We start from the raw sequence: 19,566 nt of genomic DNA on the forward strand, positions 1-19,566 counted from the left end.
GGTAAGGTATATGCCAGTGATTTCGGTTCAAACCGTGCCAGTGTATCTATTTGATTACGGTTCGATTTGTGCCACCATATTATAATAATTGATACCTATTACGGTTCGATTTATGCCACTTTAAGAGTTCATTGATTGTTAATATCGCCCCAAAAAAAGGATGGCGAATAAACTTGACATAATGGACTTAAAACAAATTATCAATCTTCATTTGAGAGGGCTGAGCAATCGGCAAATTGCTTTGACCCTGGGTGTGAATAGAAACACTGTTAACCATTATTTGCGATCACTTCAGTCAAGCGATCAGCCCATGGAAGCATTGCTACAGTTGGATACTGATGCCTTAGAAGAACTGTTTTCGTCTAAGACAACCATAAACAATGATCGTTATGCAGTTTTAATGCGTTTTTTTGAGACCATGCACCCACAGCGTCATCACCCAGGCTTTACCCTTCAGTACCACTACCAGTTGTATGCTGAGCAAACTCAGGATAGTTACAGTTACACTCAGTTTACCACCCATTATCAGCGTAAGTACAAACAGGCCAAAGGTTCTATGAAGTTAGAGCACAAGGCAGGAAAAGAGCTTTATGTTGATTTTGCAGGTAAGAAATTAGAAGTAGTAGATCCATCTACAGGAGAAGTAAGCCAGGTAGAAGTTTTTGTGGCCACACTTCCTTTTAGTCAGTATACTTATGTGGAAGCATGTAAAAGTCAAAAAAGGGAGGACTTTATTCAATGCCTCAATAATGCACTCCGCTTCTTTGGAGGAGTACCTGTAGCCATCGTGTCAGACAACCTTAAATCGGCAGTTACCCGATCCAGCAAGTATGAGGCGGTTATTAATAAAACTTTCAAAGACTTCGCTCATCACTATGGGTGTGCCATAAACCCTACACGTAGTTATGCCCCACAAGATAAAGCACTGGTAGAAAATGCTGTTCAGCTGGCCTATCAGCGCATTTATTACCCTATGCGTAAAATGACATTCTTCTCTATTGAAGCGCTTAATGAAGAGATCCAACATTATCTTAAGGGTTATAATAATGTACTTTTTCAAAGAAAAGAAGCTTCCAGAAAAGAGCTGTTCCAATCTGTAGAATCATCCCTTCTAAAAAGCTTACCTCAAACTACTTATCAGGTTAAAGAATACGCCAGAGCCAAGGTACAGAAGATGGGATATGTATACTTCTCGGCTGACAAGACTTATTATAGCGTTCCCTATCGCTACATTGGCTCTCAAACTCAGATACAGTATACCTCCAAACATGTTGAAGTATACTAAAAAAGCCAACGCATTGCGCTGCATAATAGAGTAATGAGTAAGGGAGCTTATATTACTAATAAGAATCACCTCTCCAGTACACACCGTGCTTATAGCCAATGGAGTCCTCAGTATTTTTCTGATCAGGGAGGTAAAATAGGTGTAAATGTAAAGCTGTTTATGACAGGTTTATTTCTGCAGGGTGACTATCCTGAGATTAACTACAAAAGAGCCATGGGCATTTTAATGCTGGCCAAAAACTATGGCCATGAGCGTGTAGATAAAGCCTGCCTAAGGGCTGTTCATCATGACACATACAGCTATCAAAGGCTCAAAAATATACTCAGCAATAATATGGACGAGCATGAAATAGAACAAGAAAACCATCAATCACATATCCCTTCTCACAAAAACATCAGAGGGGCTAACCATTACCAGTAAACAATAATTTTATGAACAATAATCAAACAATAGAAAAACTAAAATCCATGAGGCTATCTGCGATGGCTGAACTGCACAGACAACAACTCAGTAGCAATGCTTATCAAAAATGTACCCCAGATGAATACCTGGCCTTACTCACTGAAAGTGAATGGGAAGACCGTCAGAATAAGAAGATTACACGGCTGATGAAAAAAGCCACCTTCAAGCAGCAGGCAGACATGGATGAAATAATCTTCTCAGAAGATAGGAATCTGGATAAAAACATGTTCAACAGGTTGTCCTCCTTACAGTTCATCAAGCAAAGTGAAAACATCATTATTACAGGTGCTTCAGGAGTAGGCAAAAGCTTTATGAGTCAGGCCATAGGCAGACAAGCTTGTCTGATGGGCTATAGCACCATCTATCAGGTAACAGCTCGCCTGTTCAACAAAATGAAACTCGCCAAAGTAGATGGCACCTATATCAAAGAACTTAAAAGAATTACCTCTGCCCAACTCTTAATACTAGATGATTTTGGTTTACAAAGCATGGACAATATGGCAAGAGAAGTACTTATGGATATTATCGATGATCGTCATGGAAAAACTTCAACTATAATCTCCTCTCAAATACCAGTATCAGCCTGGTATGATATTATTGGTGAAGGCACTATTGCTGATGCCATATTAGACAGGCTCGTTAACTCTTCTCATAGAATAGATCTCAAAGGAGAATCTTTGAGAAAAGGTATGTTGAAACATTAATATTTACTAAAATTACGAAACTCTTAAAGTGGCATAGATACACCGAAATCACTGGCATAGTTTGACCGAAACAACTGGCATAGTCCGACCGAAATAGCCAGCTTTTACAGGGAAAAGGTACTTTCCTTTGTTTTTACACTCTTTCCATTTACCAGCGTCAGTAATTCCCCCTCCAGGTACAATGCAGTGTAGGTGGGGGTGCAGACTTAGGTTAGCTCCCCAAGTATGAAGCACGGCAATCATTCCAGTAGTAGCCCCTAAAAAGTTATGATTTAGTGCAAACCCCTTGATCACTTGCCAAGCAGATTTAAACAATATATTGTAAACCTGTTTGGGCATATTCAGAGCCAGCTCGTTGAGGTGATGAGGTATTGTGAAAACTACATGGAAGTAGGGAGTATTGAGTAGTTCATCTTCTCTCTTTCTAATCCATTCTTCTCTTTGATGTCCCTGGCACTTGGGGCAATGCCTGTTTCTGCAAGAGTTGTAGCTAAGATGGATCTTTCCACAGCTCTGATGGTTTGAGCAAATGTCAATATGTCCACCCATGGCCGCAGTTCTACATTTTGATATGGCGAACAGCGTTCTTTGTTTCCATTTATTTTGAGTAACCTGGTGGATTTTCAGTTTACTAATTACCTGAGCCAGTTCCCACCGAGGTTTTCTGCTACTCATATAGCTTGTCTAAAGTGGAGAAAGTATCCTTTCTGCCCACTCTGGCCACATGCAGATATACCATGGTGGTTTGTATGGCCTGGTGTCCGAGGAGTTCTTTAAGGGAGATGATGTCCATACCCATTTCCAACAGATGAGTGGCATAGGAGTGTCTGAGGGCATGAGCAGTGAGTTGTTTTTGTATTCCTGACTCCGTCCTTACCTGTCTCATGACCCACTGTATGCCTCTGGGAGTATACTGTTCGGCTTTATTGGAGAGTAATAAAAAAGAAGAAGGCCTTTCGGCATTTATATATTGTTTTATACCCCTTATGAGCATCTCGCCGATGGGGACATATCGGTCTTTATTACCTTTCCCCTTGCGCACATGTATCATTTTGCGGTTCAGGTCAACATCAGCTATTTTGAGGTTACATAGTTCGAAGTTTCTGAGTCCGCAGCCATAAAGCAGAGCAATGATGAGTCTATGCTTGAGTAGTTTGGGGGTTTTGAGGATGACCCTGACCTCCTGTTGAGAAAGCACAACGGGTAATGCTTTTTGTCTTTTGAGTGAAGGCAATGCTACCAGCAGTTGTTTGATTCCATATTGCCGATAGAGGAACCTGAGTCCGTAGATGGTGTGCTTAAAATAACTTTCAGAGGGCGTATTGTGCTTGTTTTTGAGCCATTGGAGGTAATCGAGCAGCTGTTCTTCATCGATCTCCAGTAGGCTACACTTGAAGTGCTTCACCATATGAGCCAGACAGCGAGCATAATTGTTAAGAGTACTTTGGCTTCTGCCTGCGAGTTCCACCGCTCTTTTGAGTTTGAGATACTGCTCAGCAAAGTGCGGATACTTTTTACAAGCCTTTTGGATGTTGTTTTCTCTTTTTTTTCATGATATTTGATATTAAGTGAATGAAAATAGAATATGCCAAGTAGGAAGAACTTATGCAAATAAACTCTTCCGCCTTGGCGGATTCGTTCAACACCATATAGCATTCATGCCTTTACTCACTTTTAATGAAGCAAGTGCGACTAGGTCATATTTCTTATGTTTCGTGTTCTTTGCTAAGTACTGTAGTTCTTACTTGAGGTTATTTGATCTGTGGCTCAGTCAACTTCGCTTTGGGGGCGGACCCAGAAAGCTCTTTACCAAAGACACTGCAACTTGGTTCAAAACACAAAAAATATTACTTTCAACACTATTAAGTATAGGTATGGCACGAAATGCTATACTCGTACGTTATCACAAATAAGAAATGGAACAGAATTGGAAAGAAATAACCACTGATTTGTATTCGAAAATCGCACCAATTGGAGGTGTATTACATAGTCAAATAGATAATTCATTCCCACGGACTAAAAAAATCTTAAATATATGGATTGAATTTGAAATGAATCAATGCTGTCCTAAATAAATTGGTTTGTTGAAATTTTCTTTGTTGAGATATCTTTCCTTTGCAATTTGAACTTAATTTGAAAATAGATCCCCCTGTATCACATCTAGGAGTGGTTCTTTATGAACTTCAAAGGGTTTGTCGAGCCACTTTTGAAGCTCAATTTTAACAAAAATATTGAGCCGTATAAAGGCCACTAGGTTTGATAAGTGCCAGCCATATTTTGCCGTTGCTTTCATTACTTTTAGTAGCAGTATTGTAATCAATGCAGTCCATATTTGTATCATCACTGCATTTTTGGAAGTGCCCACAAAAGTTTTTATATGCAGTAATTGCTTGACATCTCTGAAAAACACCTCTATCTCCCACCTGGCCTTGTATAGTTCTCCGATGATCTGTGCTGCCCACTTGAAGTTGTTAGTGATGACTTCAATGGTTTGCCCGTTTCTCTCATCCCAAACCACCACTCGTCTTAGCGTTTTTGGATATTTAGCCTTGGACTGGGCGTTGGACAGTTCTATCTCCTCATCTTTGAGCACATGCTGTGCAGTGTGCTCTGGCAGGTCCCGTTCTTTGATAGAGGTATAAGATAAGTTCTTTTTATGCCTGATGACAAAATACACCCCGCTGCTGTCCCAGACGTTGATCATCGGAAAATCATTGTAATAGCGGTCGGCCACGATCACTGCCCCTTTCTCCAATGGGATACCATAAGCCCCTTTGTTGTCGGCCACACTGCCTTCGGTAATGTTCACAAAAATAGGGAGCTTTCCATCATAGTCCAATAAAGTATGCATTTTTACAGCTCCTTTTTTTTGTCCGAAAGGTAGCCCAGTCAAACACCGAAAGGCACAGGCTGATAACGGTGGCATCCAGCAGGTATACCGGAATCTTGACCTTCAGTTTTACCCGTCTCAGAGCTGCCTGCTGTCCTAAACTTTTCAGCAGTGAATAGTACAGATCTTTGAATAAATCCGCATCTCTACGCTTGTTTTGGTAGCTTACACTTGACTTGGACGGAGCTTTCCTAACACCCAAATGGTTGAGGTTTCCTGTTGCAGAACGAAGCCCATTGGAGATGTCTCTGACCGATGTGCTCTTGGCAAAATGGCAAAATAGCATGGATACCAAATGAGTCCAGCTATTAAAACCCTTACATCCTTTGTCGGCTTGTTTTTCCCGTACCAATTTATTGAAAATAGACCGATCAATCTTTTTAATAATCTGAGAAAAGAGTGTAATATTACTCATGAGAGGCGTGTGTTTTTGGAGTCAAACCTAAAATAATCTTTTTAGGCTAAATTCACGGCCTCTCATTTATTATTTAGGACGCTAATGATATACAGTTAATTATAGCTAATTCGGTTAACAAAAATAAATAAAAAAACTGTTAACCGAATTGTTAACCGAATCAGGTGAAAAGGAATGTGTTTCGATGGTAGCTTAAAAAGCAAAAAGCCGCTTAAATCATACAATTTAAGCGGCTTTAGTGTTATTAGACTCTCGTCTTGCGGTCTGGACGGGACTCGAACCCGCGACCTCCTGCGTGACAGGCAGGCATTCTAACCAGCTGAACTACCAGACCGTGTTTCTAATAGGGCTGCAAATATAGGCGATAGTTGCTTATGTCCAATAGTAGAAAGAAAAATTTATCAATTATTTTTTGAATATTAGGTTAAGTATCTGTTAATCAGTGAAATAAAATTATAAATTTATTTGAGTAAACTATTTGTAACTCGTTAACTCTGTTGCCACCTTCATTAAATCGGGCTGAACAATTTCAGGAGTAGGGGCGAGAGGAAAAAGCTGATGTCCTGGTCTGCTTATGAAAGCTGCACGCCAGCGAGCCCACATAGCTCCGGCTACGTCCCAACCATGTGCCGCTATAAGCATGCTTTCCTCGGGCTTAATTCCCATCTTGCGAGCGCCCCAGTCATAGGTGTCAGCAAAAGGTTTAAACTTTCCAATGTCTTCTACACTTAACCGATCATCAAAGTATTCTAATAACCCTGCATTTTCAAATTGCGTCTTCACTCCATTGTTCGAGGAGTTGGTGAAAGAAACCATTTTATAACCATCCTTTTTAAGAAGCTCTAAGGCTGCCTTTACCTCAGGGTGAGCTGGTAAGGAGCGGATAGGTGTTACTATGGCTTCACGCGCTTCTTTTTCGCTAATAGATATATTATTATTAGCCGCTACCATTTGTAATGCTGCCGCCCCTATGTAAGCAAAGTGGTCATACTGGCGACTGGCTGTGGTTACTAAAGAGTATTGTAACATGGTGGTAAACCATAGTGGAAGTAAGTCATTACGACCGCCCAAAGCCTTGCTTACGCTTTGTTTCATTGCGGTGAGGTCTAGTAATGTTTCATTTACGTCAAAGAACAATACTTTTGGTCTTTTTACTGCTTCTGATGTATTTGCTTTTTCAGCTCCCAAGGCTGCGCTTGCGCCTGTCATGCCTACTGCTCCAGCCATGCCCATACTTTTAATAAAGGATCTTCTATTATTTGTCATACATTCTGATACGGATACCGCTAGCTGTGGTTACCCTAAGCAGAATTCTGAAATTTAGAATAGTAAGCAGCTTACATGATTCTATTGAGTTTGAAATGGTGTTTTTATTATAAATTGTATAATTTGCTAGTCTATTTTTTAAGCTTATGATCTTACGATTTTCACTCATAATTTTATTTAGCTTGGCTGGGCGTTTACTTTTTTCGCAAGACATAGAAGTGAAGGCGGGTAATCCTTATAAGGCTGTAGATGCATTAAAAAAGCTGTACTTCTATTACAATGATCAGGTCATGAGTGTTAAGATTGAAGACAAGGTCATTGTCATTCAAAAGTTCGACTCAAATGGTAATTTTAAGCAGCAGCGAGAGTACACAGATTTACCCAAAAATTCCTCTGTAGAGCGCATAGGAGAGCATAACGGTTCGTACTATGTATTTTATTCTGTTTGGGATGGTGGCACCAAGAAGCTCGAGTTATTTTATAGAGAAATCAATTTCACTACCGGAGTCTTAGAAAGAGAGAGTAAAAAATTACTTACAGTAACTGATAAAGTAGCTGGTAATTTTGCCTTGTCCTCATCTCGCTTATTGATTCGAAACCATTTTGATTTTCAATATTCGAAAGATCATTCCAGACTATTAATCCAATACAGAAGAGTTCCCAGATTTAAGAGCGATAAAAAGAATCATGATATTATCGGTTTTGAAGTGTTTGATAGATATTTCAATCACCTTTTTCATAGCGAAGTAGAGATGCCCTACACCGAGAAAATGATGGATAATCTGGATTATGCAGTTGATTTTGAGGGAATTCATATATCATAGCCAAGGTCTATAATGATGAAACTACTGATAGTAAAAGGTCTAATAAAGAATCTCCCAATTATCATGTTGAAATATTAAGAATTGCGGCGGGTACCAATAAAGTGAGCAAAACCCCAATAGCTTTAGAGGGTAAGTTCATTAATAGTGTCGCCATATTTGAGACATCAGAAAAATTCATGATGGGAGCGGGGTTCTATCATAACGGCACAGCTAAGCATGATGTGGATGGTGTTTTTGTATTCAAAATAAAGAAGGATGGCGAGGCTTATGATACCTTCGCTCATGATATCCCCTCTGAAGTCATTAATGCCCATGTAAAATCACGCATTGCAAGTAAAAATGAGGAGAAGCCTGATGAAGAGGAAGTGCTTAGTGATATGTTTTTTGATATTGTGAAAGTGCTGGAAGATGGCAGCGTAGTGCTGGTGGCTGAGCAGTATGAAGCACGCTCTATGACCAGCTCTTTGGGAAGCAGACAAGTGATGCACCCGTATTATCTCTATAATTCGGTTTTAGCTACTAAGATTAGTGCAGATGGGAGCATGGCCTGGATTAATAAAGTGCCCAAAAGGCAAGGAGGAAGAAGAGAAAGAGGAAGCATGTCTTATCAATATTTCTATCAGGGAGGAAAACATCATTTTATTTATCTGGATAATCCTGTTAACGAAGATCTTAAAGATGATGAGGTGCCGGCTTCTGTTGGTAATGATGGGGTAGGCTTACTTACAGATTATTGCGTGGATGACGAGTCAGGAGAGATGAACCGGGTAAATGTGTTTAACTCAAAGCACGTGGCAGAAATGAAGGTAAATAAGGTAAGTCCGTTCGGAATTGTACAGGTGAGTGAATATGAATTTTTAATGGAGGTTTATAAAAAGAAAAAGGATAATATTATGCTTAAATTTAATGTAAATCCTAATCCGGATTAAAAATGAGATTTAAAAATAGTACCAACTATGAAAACGCTATTAAACCTTGAAGCCTAGAACCGAAAAGAGCACTTTCAATTCTTTTCACAATTTGATGAGCCATTTTATGGTGTTAATGTGCAGATGGACTGTACTTATGCCTATAACAGAGCTAAGGAGGAAGGCATATCTTTCTTTCTCTACTATTTATATCAAACCTTAAAAGCGGTTAATGAAACGGAAAATTTCAGATACAGAATAAACGGAGGTGATGTGTTTGAATATGATCAAATTCATGCTTCACCAACTATTATGAGGCCGAACAATACTTTCGGGTATGGTTATATTCAATTTCATGAAGAACCTCAGGTGTTTTATACCGAAGCATTAAAAGAAATAGAAAGAGTTAAAAACACTGAGGGCTTAGATCCGGGAGCCAGAGAAGATGTTATTCACTTTTCATCCTTGCCCTGGATCAATTTTACTAGTGTGTCGCACGCCAGAAGCTATTCATTTCCTGATAGTTGTCCTAAAATATCTGTAGGCAAAATGACCGAAAAATCAGGCATAAGGTCTATGCCTGTTTCCGTTCATGTTCATCATGCTCTAGTAGATGGGTACCATGTAGGGCTATTTCTGGAAAGGCTGCAGCACCTATTTCATAATTGAATAAGTTTGAATAAGGAAGCTACTGAACCTCTGCAGGCATTTTAGAACCCTTTAGAGCGGCTATAATGTTTCTTGCAGCTAACTCAGCCATTCGAGCCCTTGTTTCTTCTGTAGCGGAGCCTATATGCGGCAGCGTGCATACATTTTCCATATTGAGCAGTGGATTATCCGGAGATGTAGGCTCTTGCTCAAATACATCAAGACCAGCACCCCAGATTTGCTTGCTCTCCAAGGCTTCAATCAGGTCTTGCTCCACATGTAGCGCACCACGACCTGTATTAATAAAAATGGCCTTTGATTTCATTTTATCAAATGCCTCCTTATCAAAAGTGCCTTTAGTCTCATCAGTAAGCGGGCTGTGAGCTGAAATTACATCGCTTTCTTGTAGTAACTCATCCATGGATACATATTTGGCATTGAGCTCTCTTTCAGCGTCTTCATTGGCTGTTCTGTTATGGTAAATTATATTCATTCCGTAAGCATGAAAGCATTTACGAGCCATTTCCAGACCTATTTTGCCTAATCCGAAAATGCCTAAGGTTTTTCCATATAATTCAATGCCCAGACCTCCGGTTGGTTGAAACATGCCCCAGGTGCCATTGAGAATTCGCTTATGGTGGAAGAAAGCTTTTCGGCTGGTGGCCAATAGAAGTAAAAAGGCAATATCAGCGGTAGCTTGACTTAACACATTGGGAGTGTGTCCAATTTTTATGTCGAACTTTTTAGCTGCAGCAATATCAATATTGTTAAAGCCTACTGAAGTAAGTGATATCACTTTCAGATGTGATAGTTTTTCCAACAAATCATGATCAAACTTATAAGCATCAGCATTAATTACGCCATCGGCTTTCATGCTTAGCGCTATCAGTTCATCTCTGGTCTGAGGGACATCTTTATCCCAAACCGTGTAGGTAATCTTCTCTTCATCTAGCAAACGGTAAGCTACCTCAGGAACGGGACGGGTTATAAAAATATGCATGGCAGTCTCTTTTCTCTTTATTCAATACTCTTCTTTTATAAAGAGCAAAAAACTAATTTAATTGTTTTATCCATAACATACGATATTTTCTTTTTTGTTAAACCTTGTCCTGATTTAAGTCTGTAATTAAGGAAATCGTCATTGATCATCTTAAAGTAATGAGGAAGCATAATGAGTTTTCATATAAGTAATTACTTTGGGAAAATATGATAACCTGCCTTATATTCACTTTTTAATGATTGATAGTCAAAAGTATAAATGCCTTTAATTCTACGGGTTTGCATAGCATAAGAAAATATTTCGAAACGCTGGTATGTATTTATGATCAAGACTGGAGTGTCTTCACTGCTAAGCTTAAGAGGCGGGAGTTTAAGGCCAAGTCTTTGATTGTAAAGCAGGGAACAACCGAGAATCACCTTTCTTTCATTGAGGAAGGGATGGTAAGGTTTTTTATTCCCAAAGAGGAAAATGACCTCACCTTTGGCTTTTGTTTTCAGCATGATTTTGTTAGCGCCTATGATTCATTTTTACTGCAAAAACCAGCCGCATACCATATTCAGGCGCTTATAGATACCACTTTATGGCAGATATCTTATTCAGACCTACAGCAGGTGTATAGCAGTACGAAAATTGGTAATGAGATAGGACGAAAAGCAGCTGAAAACCTTTATCAGATTAAGGCAGAAAGGGAGTTAGCATTATTAAGTCAATCCGCTGAAGAAAGGTATTTATCGTTATTTGAAAGACGGTCTCAATTGATAAAAGAAGTGCCTTTGAAATATATAGCTTCATACATCGGAATTACTCCACAAGCCCTCAGTCGCATCAGAAAGCGCATTTCTTAACCAAGGTTCATTGATTCGGGATGGTAATTTGTTCAACTTTCCGATAAAAAATGAAACCGCTTATAGTTCTAATTGTAGCCTCGCTGATAGCTCTTGTAATATTCAGGTTATTACATGGCCATTTTGATTTTCAACTTTCAGCTAAGGTAGGCATGTCTGTTATGTTGCTTTTTACCGCCATGGGGCACTACATGTTTCCGCAAGGTATGGCACTTATGATTCCTGATTTTATACCGCTAAAAAAGGAATTGGTCTATTTTACTGGAATTATTGAGGTAGCAGCCGCTATTGGTCTGCATATTACTCAGTTTAGACTGCTTACGGCCTGGTTACTGATCTTGTTCTTCATTTTAATATTGCCGGCTAACATTAAAGCTGCAGTGGATCATCTGGATTATCAGAAGGCTACATATAATGGGCCTGGTTTGGCCTATTTGTGGTTTAGGGTGCCTTTGCAAATGTTATTTATAGCATGGGTTTACCTGTCTGCCATAAAGAGTTTTTTGGTTGGGTGAATACATGATGTCATTGACGAAAGGAGACAGGGAAGTTTTATCTATTGCTTTTTTCTTATAGTTTGGTGTAAACTATTTTATATGAAAGCGCAACTGAGAAGGCATTTTGAAGAGTTAGTTTCTTTAACTGATGAAGAGTTTGAGTTTGTTCTTAATCATTTTTCAGAAGTTAAAGTCAAAAAGAAGTCATACCTCATAAAAGAAGGTGAGCCTGTTAAGTATGTGTATTTCGTAGTTTCAGGACTGTTAAAACTGGTTTATACCAATGAATCAGGAGAAGAGTATATAGTTTCTTTTGCTATGGAAGACTGGTGGGAAAGTGATTATTTCGCTTTTTACACTGGTGCTAAAGCTAATTTATCGTTGCAATGCCTTGAAGATTCATCGTTATACAGAATAACCTTGTCGGATTATCAGCACCTATGCTCTGAGGTGCATAAAATGGAGCACTTCTTTCTTGAGAAGGCGCAGCGTGGACATATAGGATCTCAACAACGAATCATTGCCTTTCTTACATTAAGTGCGAAAGAAAGATATGAACATTTGTTAGGTCGATATCCGGCACTGTTACAACGAGTGCCTAAAACACAATTGGCTTCATATCTCGGAGTGTCTCGAGAAACGCTGAGCCGACTGTATTCCTCAAAATAACCTTTACATAAAGCTGCTTCTATGTCAGATCAATCTGGGATAAAGCTAATAGTGACATAGGTCACAGGTAGTTGATAAGAAGGGTTTACAACTTTGCTGCATAAAAAATAAAGATCAGAGTGCAGTTGCGCACTTTTTAAAATTTATGAATATGCAAAAGAAAATCGTAAACCCCTGGAGTTGGCAAAATGAAAGAAACTATGTGCAGGCTGTAGAAGTGAAGCATGTGGAAAGTACTTTGTATGTTTCAGGTCAGACCGCCATAAGTGCTGATGGTGTATCCAGTAACGCTGATATGAGAACACAGTTAAAGGAAGCTATTCAAAACCTGGAGCAGGTAATTGATGAGGCTGGTTATTCGTGTGAAAATATTGTAAGACTCAATATTTATACTACTTCGGCAGATGAGCTGTGGCCTCATTTTGAGGTGTTTCAAGCTTGGACTAAAAAGCAAAACATGAAACAAGCTACTACTCTAATGGAGGTGAATGTTTTATTTGAAACCTTGAAAGTAGAGCTCGAAGCTACAGTGGTGAAATAATAAAAGCAATATTAAAATATGAAAGCTCCATTTTAAGAAAGTGGAGCTTTTGTTTCTTTATGGGTAATGTTTTGATAACTCGAAAGAGACGCCCTTGTAAAACTTAGGATATATTTTGGTGTATGTTTAACTTCCTGTCTCTGAATAATTATCAATACTACAACAATAAAATAATGAATAAACGCTGTATCATTTTATGTATACTTCTATTTAACTGTTTTTTTTATCTATTTGGTCAAGAGAGAGTTATATCAATTGACTTTGAAAAGACTAAAGGTGACTTAAACCAAATGTTTAAGGAGTGCATTGGTGCCGGAAGAGCCAATGAGGGGTTGCGTGCCGACTGGCAGCAACAGCTGGCCATAGCTAAGCAAGACTGTGATTTTAAATACATCCGAATGCACGGTCTTTTAACTGATGATATGGGGGTGTATAAGGAAGATGATAAGGGTAATCCTATCTATAATTATCAGTACATAGATGTGTTGTATGACTACTTATTAGAAATAGGAATAAAGCCGTTTGTAGAGCTTAGTTTTATGCCTTCGGCTATGGCTAGTGGTGAGGAGACTATTTTTTGGTGGAGAGGCAATGTAACGCCTCCTAAAGACTATGATAAATGGGGGGATCTGATCTTCAACCTGGTAAAGCACTGGACAGAACGCTATGGAGAAGAAGAGGTGAGTAGTTGGTATTTTGAAGTTTGGAATGAGCCTAACTTAACGCCGGGCTTTTTTACGGGCACTCAGCAAGAGTATTTTAAGCTTTATAAATATGCTGCCGAAGCCGTAAAAAGAGTGAATGCTGCTTACAAGGTAGGAGGGCCTGCTACGGCTGGGGCTGCCTGGGTACCAGAAACTATTCAATATTGTGAAAATAATGAGGTGCCTCTTGATTTTATCTCTACCCACACCTATGGCGTAAAACATGGCTATCTTGATGAATTTGGAACCTCAGGCACTATCTTAAGTAAGGATAAATGGGCAGTAAGTGGTGATGTTATCAATTCCAGAAAGCAAATTGAAGAATCTTCTATGCCTAATTTAGAGCTTCACTACACTGAATGGAGTGCATCGTATACGCCATCAGATCCCATACATGATAGTTATCATGAGGCGGCTTACATCTTAGAGAAGTTAAAGCAAATTAACGGTGCCGCTAATTCAATGTCTTACTGGGTGTTTACCGATATTTTTGAAGAAGCAGGACCGCGCTTTACGCCTTTTCACGGTGGCTTCGGACTTATGAACTATCAAGGAATTAAAAAGCCGGCCTATTATGCTTATCAATACTTGAATCAATTGGGCGAAACAGAGTTGGTAAATGCTGACAGCTCATCTTGGGCTTGTAAATCGGATAATGGTTTACAAATGCTGCTTTGGGATTATACTTATACGCATCCCGGTGATTCGGTTTTAAACCAGACTTTTTATAACAGAGATTTACCAGCTGCAGCTAAAGGAGAAGTGACTGTCAATTTAAAGAACATGGAGCCAGGAACTTATGAGCTTAAAGTTTACAAAATAGGTTATAAGGTGAATGATGCTTACAGTACTTATGCCTCTTTGGGCAAACCAGATCAGTTGACTAAGAAGCAGGTAGAGAAAATTAAAACAGAGAATGATGGCTCGCCAATTACTGCCCAAAAGGTTGAAATAAATAAAAAGGGGAAGTTCAAAAGGTCTTTTGATATCAGGGAAAATGATGTGATCTTATTGACCTTGGAGAAAGAGGATTGAATTCTAAAGCATTTCTGAAAGATAAAAAAGAGCTTGTGTTGAAGATGACACAAGCTCAATTTTAAAATATTACTTGGCTGAAGTTTCAACCTTGTTAAGTAACTGATGAAGCGCCAGGCCATCAGTAAAACTAGGAGCCTTTTTGCTTCCGGTTTTTATATCTTCGGCAATTAGTTTGTAGATATGACCTACATTTCTGGCTCCTGGAAATTCCGGCCAGCCTTCAAATACCTCAGCAGGAGGTGTAAGAGGCTTTAAGCCTTCGTCAGTGCTTTTAGCTCCGGCAATAGATAATTGAGCCATCTGTACATGGCCAGAATCTGCCGTAACCTGAATATCTCCTTCTGTACCGTTAATCTCCCAAAGTAAGTTAGTGCCTTTGCATACACCACCACGATAATGAACAGATAGCGCAGCGCCACTTTCTAAACGGCCTTGTATCATAATCTGATCTTCAGCTGTTTTAGGTTTTGCTTCGTTGGTATCAGTTATTTTTACTTCTGAAAAGTTGCTAAACATAGTAGCGTAAAGGGTATCTACATTACCCAATACTTCTGTAAGACCCACGAGCGTATGAGCTAATGGTATTTCAAGCATAGCAGCACCATTGGTTTTATCAAACAGATAGTAATACTCACTAATGGTTTCGCTGCTCCAGTTGCCGCCTGTGCCTATAAGCGAAGTAGACAATACTTTACCCACATAACCTTCAGCAATAAGCTGTTTTAAGTAGGTTACTTCGGGAGCATAGCGCATTTGTGTACCAATAGCGGCTACCACACCTTTTTCGCGAGCAAGTGCTTCCAATTCCTCAGCCTCTTTCAGGCCATTGCCCAGCGGCCACTCGCAGTAAATATGCTTTCCTGCTTCTAGTGCGGCTTTCACCATCTCATAGTGGTAAGGCACCTTCACTGTGATAGCCACAAGATCAACATCCGGTGACTCTACTAGTTCCTGATAATTTTTAAAGGCATGTTTTAGATTCAGGGCTTTAGCGGTTTTTTCTGCACTTTCCAGGCTGCTGTTAGCCACTCCTATAATCTCAAACTCTTCCTCTAATGACTGTAAAGCGGGCAGGTGTGCCGTGGCAGCCCAATGGCTGTCAGGGTTTAAACCTATAAATCCGATTCTTATTTTTTTATTCTCCATTGTGAATTCAATTTTAAACTTGCTATAAAAATTATAGTTGCAAAACTAAGTATGGTAATAATGCTTTGCAATAACGGTCAAATTGGATAGTAACTGAACTGACTTATAGGGCTGATGAAGGATAGGTGTTTAACTTGTTGATAATTAAATGATTATATGAATTCGGGATCCGGCTTATTTATAAAATCTATATTGCAATTTCTTTTAGATTAGGGTATTTTTTGATGTAAAAAGACTCATCAGAAGAGATTTTTGATAACCTAAATAAGTAGGCTATTACAGATAATCATGGCCTTCAAGCAACTCGGAAATGAATTAGAACCTTGGCAACAAAAGAGGATTAGTAAGGTGTTGATTACAGGGAGTAGCTATTGTAGTGAGTATTGAAAGGTTGGTTTTTCATTACCTTATCTTAGTGGAATATGGAGGCGTTTCGGTTATAAACTATGCAGCATGAAGTGGCTGCATAGTTTAAATATCTTTTAGGCAGTAGGAACAGACTTAAGTAGCTCTAAAAGCTCTGCCTGTAGCTGTTGGCCTTTATCAGTATTATACCAGTTTTGTATGTTCTCAGCTAGTACTTCGTGAGTTACTTCAGCAGCTTTTAGTTCAGTCACTAGAGCTTGAGCGCCATGAGGTCTAGGTCCCCAGGTGAATAAGTCATTATCATTTGCATCTCTTACTACAAGTTTAGGAATGCTTTTACCTCCATTAGTAAGGTAAGAATCAATTAAAAATGGCTCCTGATCTCTCAGCTGAATATCATAGTTGATTGAAGGATTTTGCTCAGCGATTTTCACCAGAAAGGCAAGTGACGCACCAGCATCTCCACACCATGGCTCTGTAATGATGATCCATTTTTGAGTTTTAACTTTCTTGATTTCAGCTACTAACTCATCATTTAATTGAAGGGTCTTATACCAGCGCTTTAAGCGTGAAAAATTGAGTTTTGTATAATTAAGATAGGCAGGGTTGTCATAAGGAGGGGCAGGGTTATCGTTTCCTAATATCTCCTCAAACAATCTCGTGTAATCCTGATAATCCATTGAAGTAATCTTTTAATTTGAAGGACCAATCCTTGTCCTCTATCTGTTTTTCGTATTCAATACCACTTGAGCCATTCTGCTTAACGGTATGAGCCAAAACCATTTTAGCACCACAAAACAAAAGCTTTCTTTTCATTCTTAGGTAATAGATGGTCATAATTTTAATGAGATGGCCACTTTAAATACCTGAGCTGAAGTTATTCATCTCATTTAAAAGCACTGTTGCCTTGTGTTTTTCATTAGTAGATTTGTGCAGGGATTATAATTTCAAAAGGTTAGTTTTGTGGCTTTAGCTGCCAATGTGTAAAGGCTATCAATTAATAATGAAACGATGACTAAGGAAGAGTATAAAAAGAAGTTTGATGAAGATGATGCCGTAGGTTGGCTAAGCATGGATGAGGTTACAGAGAGGTTATATCCTGGTCAGGAGCCAAGAAATTATGGGCCAAATGTGCGATATATACTCGGTGGTGAAGATCCATTAGATGGGGTAAGCATATTTGATTCTAAAAAGCAGCAAAAGCATTATCATATTGTTTCATACGGTATGTCTAACCTTTACTATGATCCGGAAAGTGCTAATAGTGAGTTTAGTGGCTGGGGCTTTGAGTTTACATTTAGGTTGGCTCCTTTTGATGGAGATAAAGGCGATCCGCTATGGGTGGCAGCACTTATGCAAAATTTGGCTAAATATGTGTTTGATAGTAAGAACTGGTTCGAAGAGTATCATTTTATTCCTGCGAATGGACCAATACGTTTAGATACTAATACCGATATAACAGCGCTGGCTTTTATAGAAGATCCTGAAATGGGCAGCATTGATACTCCAAATGGAAAGCTTCAGTTTTTGCAGATGGTGGGTCTAACCACCAAAGAATATGATCTTCTTGCAAAAAATCCTAAAACCACTGAGGCTAAAAAGCTGTTGGATAAATTGAAAAAGGGTAATCCATTACTAATTACAGACTTAACCAGAAAGAGTAGTTAGTTCTGGCAATAAATAGTGTACATGTTTTAATAAGACTTACTGAAGTAAAGAAATTAAATTTAGTAAGTCTTATAAAATTTTATGGCAAATTTCACTTAGATCATTTTAAACTTTAAGATAAAGGTTATATTAGCGGTTAGATTATATCAATAATTAATATCAACCATGACCCTAAACCTAGAAGCCCATTTATTAGAGGGCATAGATGTATTTGATTTTTTGCAACTTATAGTAAGTACCCCAAAAGATCTGGCAGGCAAATCTTATTTGTTAGTTACCAAGAGCCTGTTATCACAACTACCGCAAACTACAATAGACACCATAGATTACTGCTTAAAGCATGATTTTGTGGAAATAAAAGAACTAGGCCGTTCTAATGAATATTGGATCACCAGAAAAGGCCTGGAATATTATTATATAGAAGACTCCAGAGGAGCGCGGTTTAAGGTAAGTTAGACTAGTGATTGCTTTATTGGACTAATTGATTTCAAGTAAATACTTTGCTGGATTTATTGATTCAGTTATTTCTGCCAGATATGTTTTTTAAATATATCTACCAGATCTTCTTTGCCTATTGGTTTAGCCACATGCTCGTCGAAGCCAGATTCTTCTGATTGTTTTCTGGCTGAGTCATGGCTATACCCTGAAAGAGCCAGCAAGGTGCCGTTATATGATTTTGACCGTAATTGTTTTGCAATTTCATACCCTGAAATATCTGGCAAGCCAATATCTACAAAAGCTAAGTCTGGTTTCTTTTCCTGTATAAGTGGGATGCCTTGACTTCCATTAAAGGCTGTAAATACTTCACAGTTGAGGTGCTCTAATATCATAGTCATAGCTATGGTTATATCTTCATTATCCTCTATCAGTACTATAGTAACGTCTTTTTTAGCATCTTCAGAAAGGTGTACTGACATGGAGGACTTATGTTCTTGCTGTGGCTGTGCTATGGCAGGGAGAATTACTTCGAAAGACGACCCTTTCCCCGGACCATCACTGTGCACTTGCACCTGACCGTAGTGCATGGTGACAAGTTGTTTTACTAAAGCTAATCCTATACCCAAGCCTGATGCTGCTTTATTTTGCTGTTCTATTTGATAGAAATCTTCAAAAATAGCTTCTTGCTGATCCTTTGATATACCTATGCCATTATCTTGTATTTTAATATGGATATGGTCACCCTCAGCCCAGGAGCTTACTTCAATTCGTCCACCCTCTGGTGTATACTTATTGGCATTAGTTAATATATTAAAGAATATCTGCTCCAGACGTACGGCGTCTGCCTTTATGTAGAGGTCTTTTTCTATGTCAGTGGTTAAAGTTTGATTTTTCTCATTGATCTGATGGCTAATAATGATGAGGCAGTTGTTCAGATGGTTATATACATTTAAAGTGTTTAATTTTAGGTTGATTTTATTGCGTGAAATGCGAGACAAATCAAGTAAGTCATCTAACAAGTGCGCTATAGAGCTAACACTTCTTTCCATAATCTGAATCACCTTTTCAGGCGGATACATATCCATGTCAAGCAATTCAACGCCAGCCTTCAGCGAGGCCAGTGGGTTGCGCAGTTCATGACCTAAAATGGCTAGAAATTCATTTTTCTGTTTATCGGTAGATTCCAATTGTTTTATGACATCTCTTAGTGAATGCTCCAGTTCTAGTCTTTCACTTATGTCAGTATTGGTGC

The 19,566-nt window shown here is 38.9% G+C and carries 20 protein-coding genes, 1 tRNA gene and 2 pseudogenes; 13 read left to right on the plus strand and 10 right to left on the minus strand.

Translation table 11 applies throughout. From position 1 onward, the window contains the following. Window positions 1-181 precede the first annotated feature (181 nt). Genes istA through istB form a run of 3 tightly spaced genes read left to right on the plus strand, consistent with a single transcriptional unit; the run spans window position 182 to window position 2,451 of the window. Window positions 182-1,285: an IS21 family transposase gene (istA, locus tag LVD15_RS21035; RefSeq protein WP_233777170.1), complete on the plus strand. Its 1,104-nt coding sequence runs from the start codon at window positions 182-184 to the stop codon at window positions 1,283-1,285. 33 nt (window positions 1,286-1,318) lie between these two features. After that, window positions 1,319-1,705 carry a hypothetical protein gene (locus LVD15_RS21040; protein ID WP_233777171.1) on the plus strand — a complete coding sequence of 129 codons (387 nt, stop codon included), beginning with the start codon at window positions 1,319-1,321 and terminating at the stop codon, window positions 1,703-1,705. 11 nt (window positions 1,706-1,716) lie between these two features. After that, on the plus strand, window positions 1,717-2,451 hold the full coding sequence (gene istB, locus LVD15_RS21045; RefSeq protein ID WP_233777172.1) for an IS21-like element helper ATPase IstB: 735 nt from the start codon (window positions 1,717-1,719) through the stop codon (window positions 2,449-2,451). Window positions 2,452-2,550: 99 nt separating this feature from the next. On the opposite strand, the pseudogene LVD15_RS21050 reads toward istB, so the two are convergent. The 6 genes and pseudogenes from LVD15_RS21050 to LVD15_RS21075 all read right to left on the minus strand — a co-directional run. Further along, window positions 2,551-3,126 (minus strand): annotated as a pseudogene (locus tag LVD15_RS21050) (IS91 family transposase); the annotation flags it as partial. After that, a complete protein-coding gene (gene xerA, locus LVD15_RS21055) occupies window positions 3,119-3,982 on the minus strand; it encodes a site-specific tyrosine recombinase/integron integrase (protein WP_370687431.1) in 864 nt (287 codons plus the stop codon). The gene xerA and the pseudogene LVD15_RS21050, both read right to left, overlap by 8 nt. A gap of 597 nt (window positions 3,983-4,579) precedes the next feature. After that, window positions 4,580-5,302, minus strand: a complete 723-nt coding sequence (locus LVD15_RS21060) for an IS4 family transposase (protein WP_233777174.1) — start codon at window positions 5,300-5,302, stop codon at window positions 4,580-4,582. Beyond that, the gene (locus tag LVD15_RS21065) at window positions 5,280-5,756 is read right to left on the minus strand and encodes a DUF4372 domain-containing protein (RefSeq protein ID WP_233777175.1); all 477 of its coding nucleotides are present in this window, start codon (window positions 5,754-5,756) and stop codon (window positions 5,280-5,282) included. The genes LVD15_RS21060 and LVD15_RS21065 overlap by 23 nt, the downstream gene beginning before the upstream one ends. A 260-nt stretch (window positions 5,757-6,016) precedes the next feature. After that, window positions 6,017-6,090 (minus strand) — tRNA-Asp (locus LVD15_RS21070). Between the two features lie 140 nt (window positions 6,091-6,230). Then, the gene (locus tag LVD15_RS21075; RefSeq protein WP_233777176.1) at window positions 6,231-6,983 is read right to left on the minus strand and encodes a haloacid dehalogenase type II; all 753 of its coding nucleotides are present in this window, start codon (window positions 6,981-6,983) and stop codon (window positions 6,231-6,233) included. Between the two features lie 221 nt (window positions 6,984-7,204). Here LVD15_RS21075 and LVD15_RS21080 point away from each other — a divergent pair, with 221 nt between their 5' ends. From LVD15_RS21080 to LVD15_RS21090, 3 genes and pseudogenes are all read left to right on the plus strand, one after another. Next, window positions 7,205-7,846 (plus strand): hypothetical protein, encoded by a 642-nt coding sequence (locus LVD15_RS21080; RefSeq protein WP_233777177.1) that lies wholly within the window; start codon window positions 7,205-7,207, stop codon window positions 7,844-7,846. Between the two features lie 101 nt (window positions 7,847-7,947). Then, entirely contained in the window at window positions 7,948-8,775 is an 828-nt protein-coding gene (locus LVD15_RS21085) for a hypothetical protein (protein WP_233777178.1), read from the plus strand. Between the two features lie 69 nt (window positions 8,776-8,844). Beyond that, window positions 8,845-9,423, plus strand: a pseudogene (locus tag LVD15_RS21090) (CatA-like O-acetyltransferase); the annotation flags it as partial. Between the two features lie 19 nt (window positions 9,424-9,442). Here the strand turns inward: LVD15_RS21090 and LVD15_RS21095 are convergent. Beyond that, window positions 9,443-10,402 carry a 2-hydroxyacid dehydrogenase gene (locus tag LVD15_RS21095; protein WP_233777180.1) on the minus strand — a complete coding sequence of 320 codons (960 nt, stop codon included), beginning with the start codon at window positions 10,400-10,402 and terminating at the stop codon, window positions 9,443-9,445. Between the two features lie 278 nt (window positions 10,403-10,680). Here LVD15_RS21095 and LVD15_RS21100 point away from each other — a divergent pair, with 278 nt between their 5' ends. The 5 genes from LVD15_RS21100 (at window position 10,681) to LVD15_RS21120 (ending at window position 14,693) form a co-directional block, all read left to right on the plus strand. Then, on the plus strand, window positions 10,681-11,247 hold the full coding sequence (locus LVD15_RS21100) for a Crp/Fnr family transcriptional regulator (RefSeq protein WP_233777181.1): 567 nt from the start codon (window positions 10,681-10,683) through the stop codon (window positions 11,245-11,247). Window positions 11,248-11,297: 50 nt separating this feature from the next. Then, window positions 11,298-11,762 carry a DoxX family protein gene (locus tag LVD15_RS21105; RefSeq protein WP_233777182.1) on the plus strand — a complete coding sequence of 155 codons (465 nt, stop codon included), beginning with the start codon at window positions 11,298-11,300 and terminating at the stop codon, window positions 11,760-11,762. A gap of 81 nt (window positions 11,763-11,843) precedes the next feature. Continuing rightward, a complete protein-coding gene (locus tag LVD15_RS21110) occupies window positions 11,844-12,413 on the plus strand; it encodes a Crp/Fnr family transcriptional regulator (RefSeq protein WP_233777183.1) in 570 nt (189 codons plus the stop codon). 151 nt (window positions 12,414-12,564) lie between these two features. Further along, a complete protein-coding gene (locus LVD15_RS21115) occupies window positions 12,565-12,954 on the plus strand; it encodes a RidA family protein (protein WP_233777184.1) in 390 nt (129 codons plus the stop codon). A gap of 173 nt (window positions 12,955-13,127) precedes the next feature. Next, a complete protein-coding gene (locus LVD15_RS21120; RefSeq protein ID WP_370687377.1) occupies window positions 13,128-14,693 on the plus strand; it encodes a GH39 family glycosyl hydrolase in 1,566 nt (521 codons plus the stop codon). A 69-nt stretch (window positions 14,694-14,762) separates the two neighbouring features. On the opposite strand, the gene LVD15_RS21125 is transcribed toward LVD15_RS21120, so the two are convergent. Next, on the minus strand, window positions 14,763-15,842 hold the full coding sequence (locus LVD15_RS21125; protein WP_233777186.1) for a Gfo/Idh/MocA family protein: 1,080 nt from the start codon (window positions 15,840-15,842) through the stop codon (window positions 14,763-14,765). A gap of 482 nt (window positions 15,843-16,324) precedes the next feature. Next, window positions 16,325-16,888 carry a thioredoxin family protein gene (locus tag LVD15_RS21130; protein ID WP_233777187.1) on the minus strand — a complete coding sequence of 188 codons (564 nt, stop codon included), beginning with the start codon at window positions 16,886-16,888 and terminating at the stop codon, window positions 16,325-16,327. A 331-nt stretch (window positions 16,889-17,219) separates the two neighbouring features. On the opposite strand from LVD15_RS21130, the gene LVD15_RS21135 reads away from it, so the two are divergent. Together LVD15_RS21135 and LVD15_RS21140 are read left to right on the plus strand one after the other, a co-directional pair. Further along, window positions 17,220-17,876 (plus strand): suppressor of fused domain protein, encoded by a 657-nt coding sequence (locus LVD15_RS21135; RefSeq protein WP_233777188.1) that lies wholly within the window; start codon window positions 17,220-17,222, stop codon window positions 17,874-17,876. Between the two features lie 165 nt (window positions 17,877-18,041). Continuing rightward, window positions 18,042-18,332, plus strand: a complete 291-nt coding sequence (locus LVD15_RS21140) for a hypothetical protein (RefSeq protein WP_233777189.1) — start codon at window positions 18,042-18,044, stop codon at window positions 18,330-18,332. Window positions 18,333-18,397: 65 nt separating this feature from the next. Here the strand turns inward: LVD15_RS21140 and LVD15_RS21145 are convergent, their stop codons facing one another. Further along, window positions 18,398-19,501 (minus strand): hybrid sensor histidine kinase/response regulator, encoded by a 1,104-nt coding sequence (locus LVD15_RS21145; RefSeq protein WP_233777190.1) that lies wholly within the window; start codon window positions 19,499-19,501, stop codon window positions 18,398-18,400. Window positions 19,502-19,566: the final 65 nt, after the last annotated feature.

Origin of the sequence: Fulvivirga maritima (genome assembly GCF_021389955.1) — a bacterium.
GTDB lineage: Bacteria > Bacteroidota > Bacteroidia > Cytophagales > Cyclobacteriaceae > Fulvivirga > Fulvivirga maritima.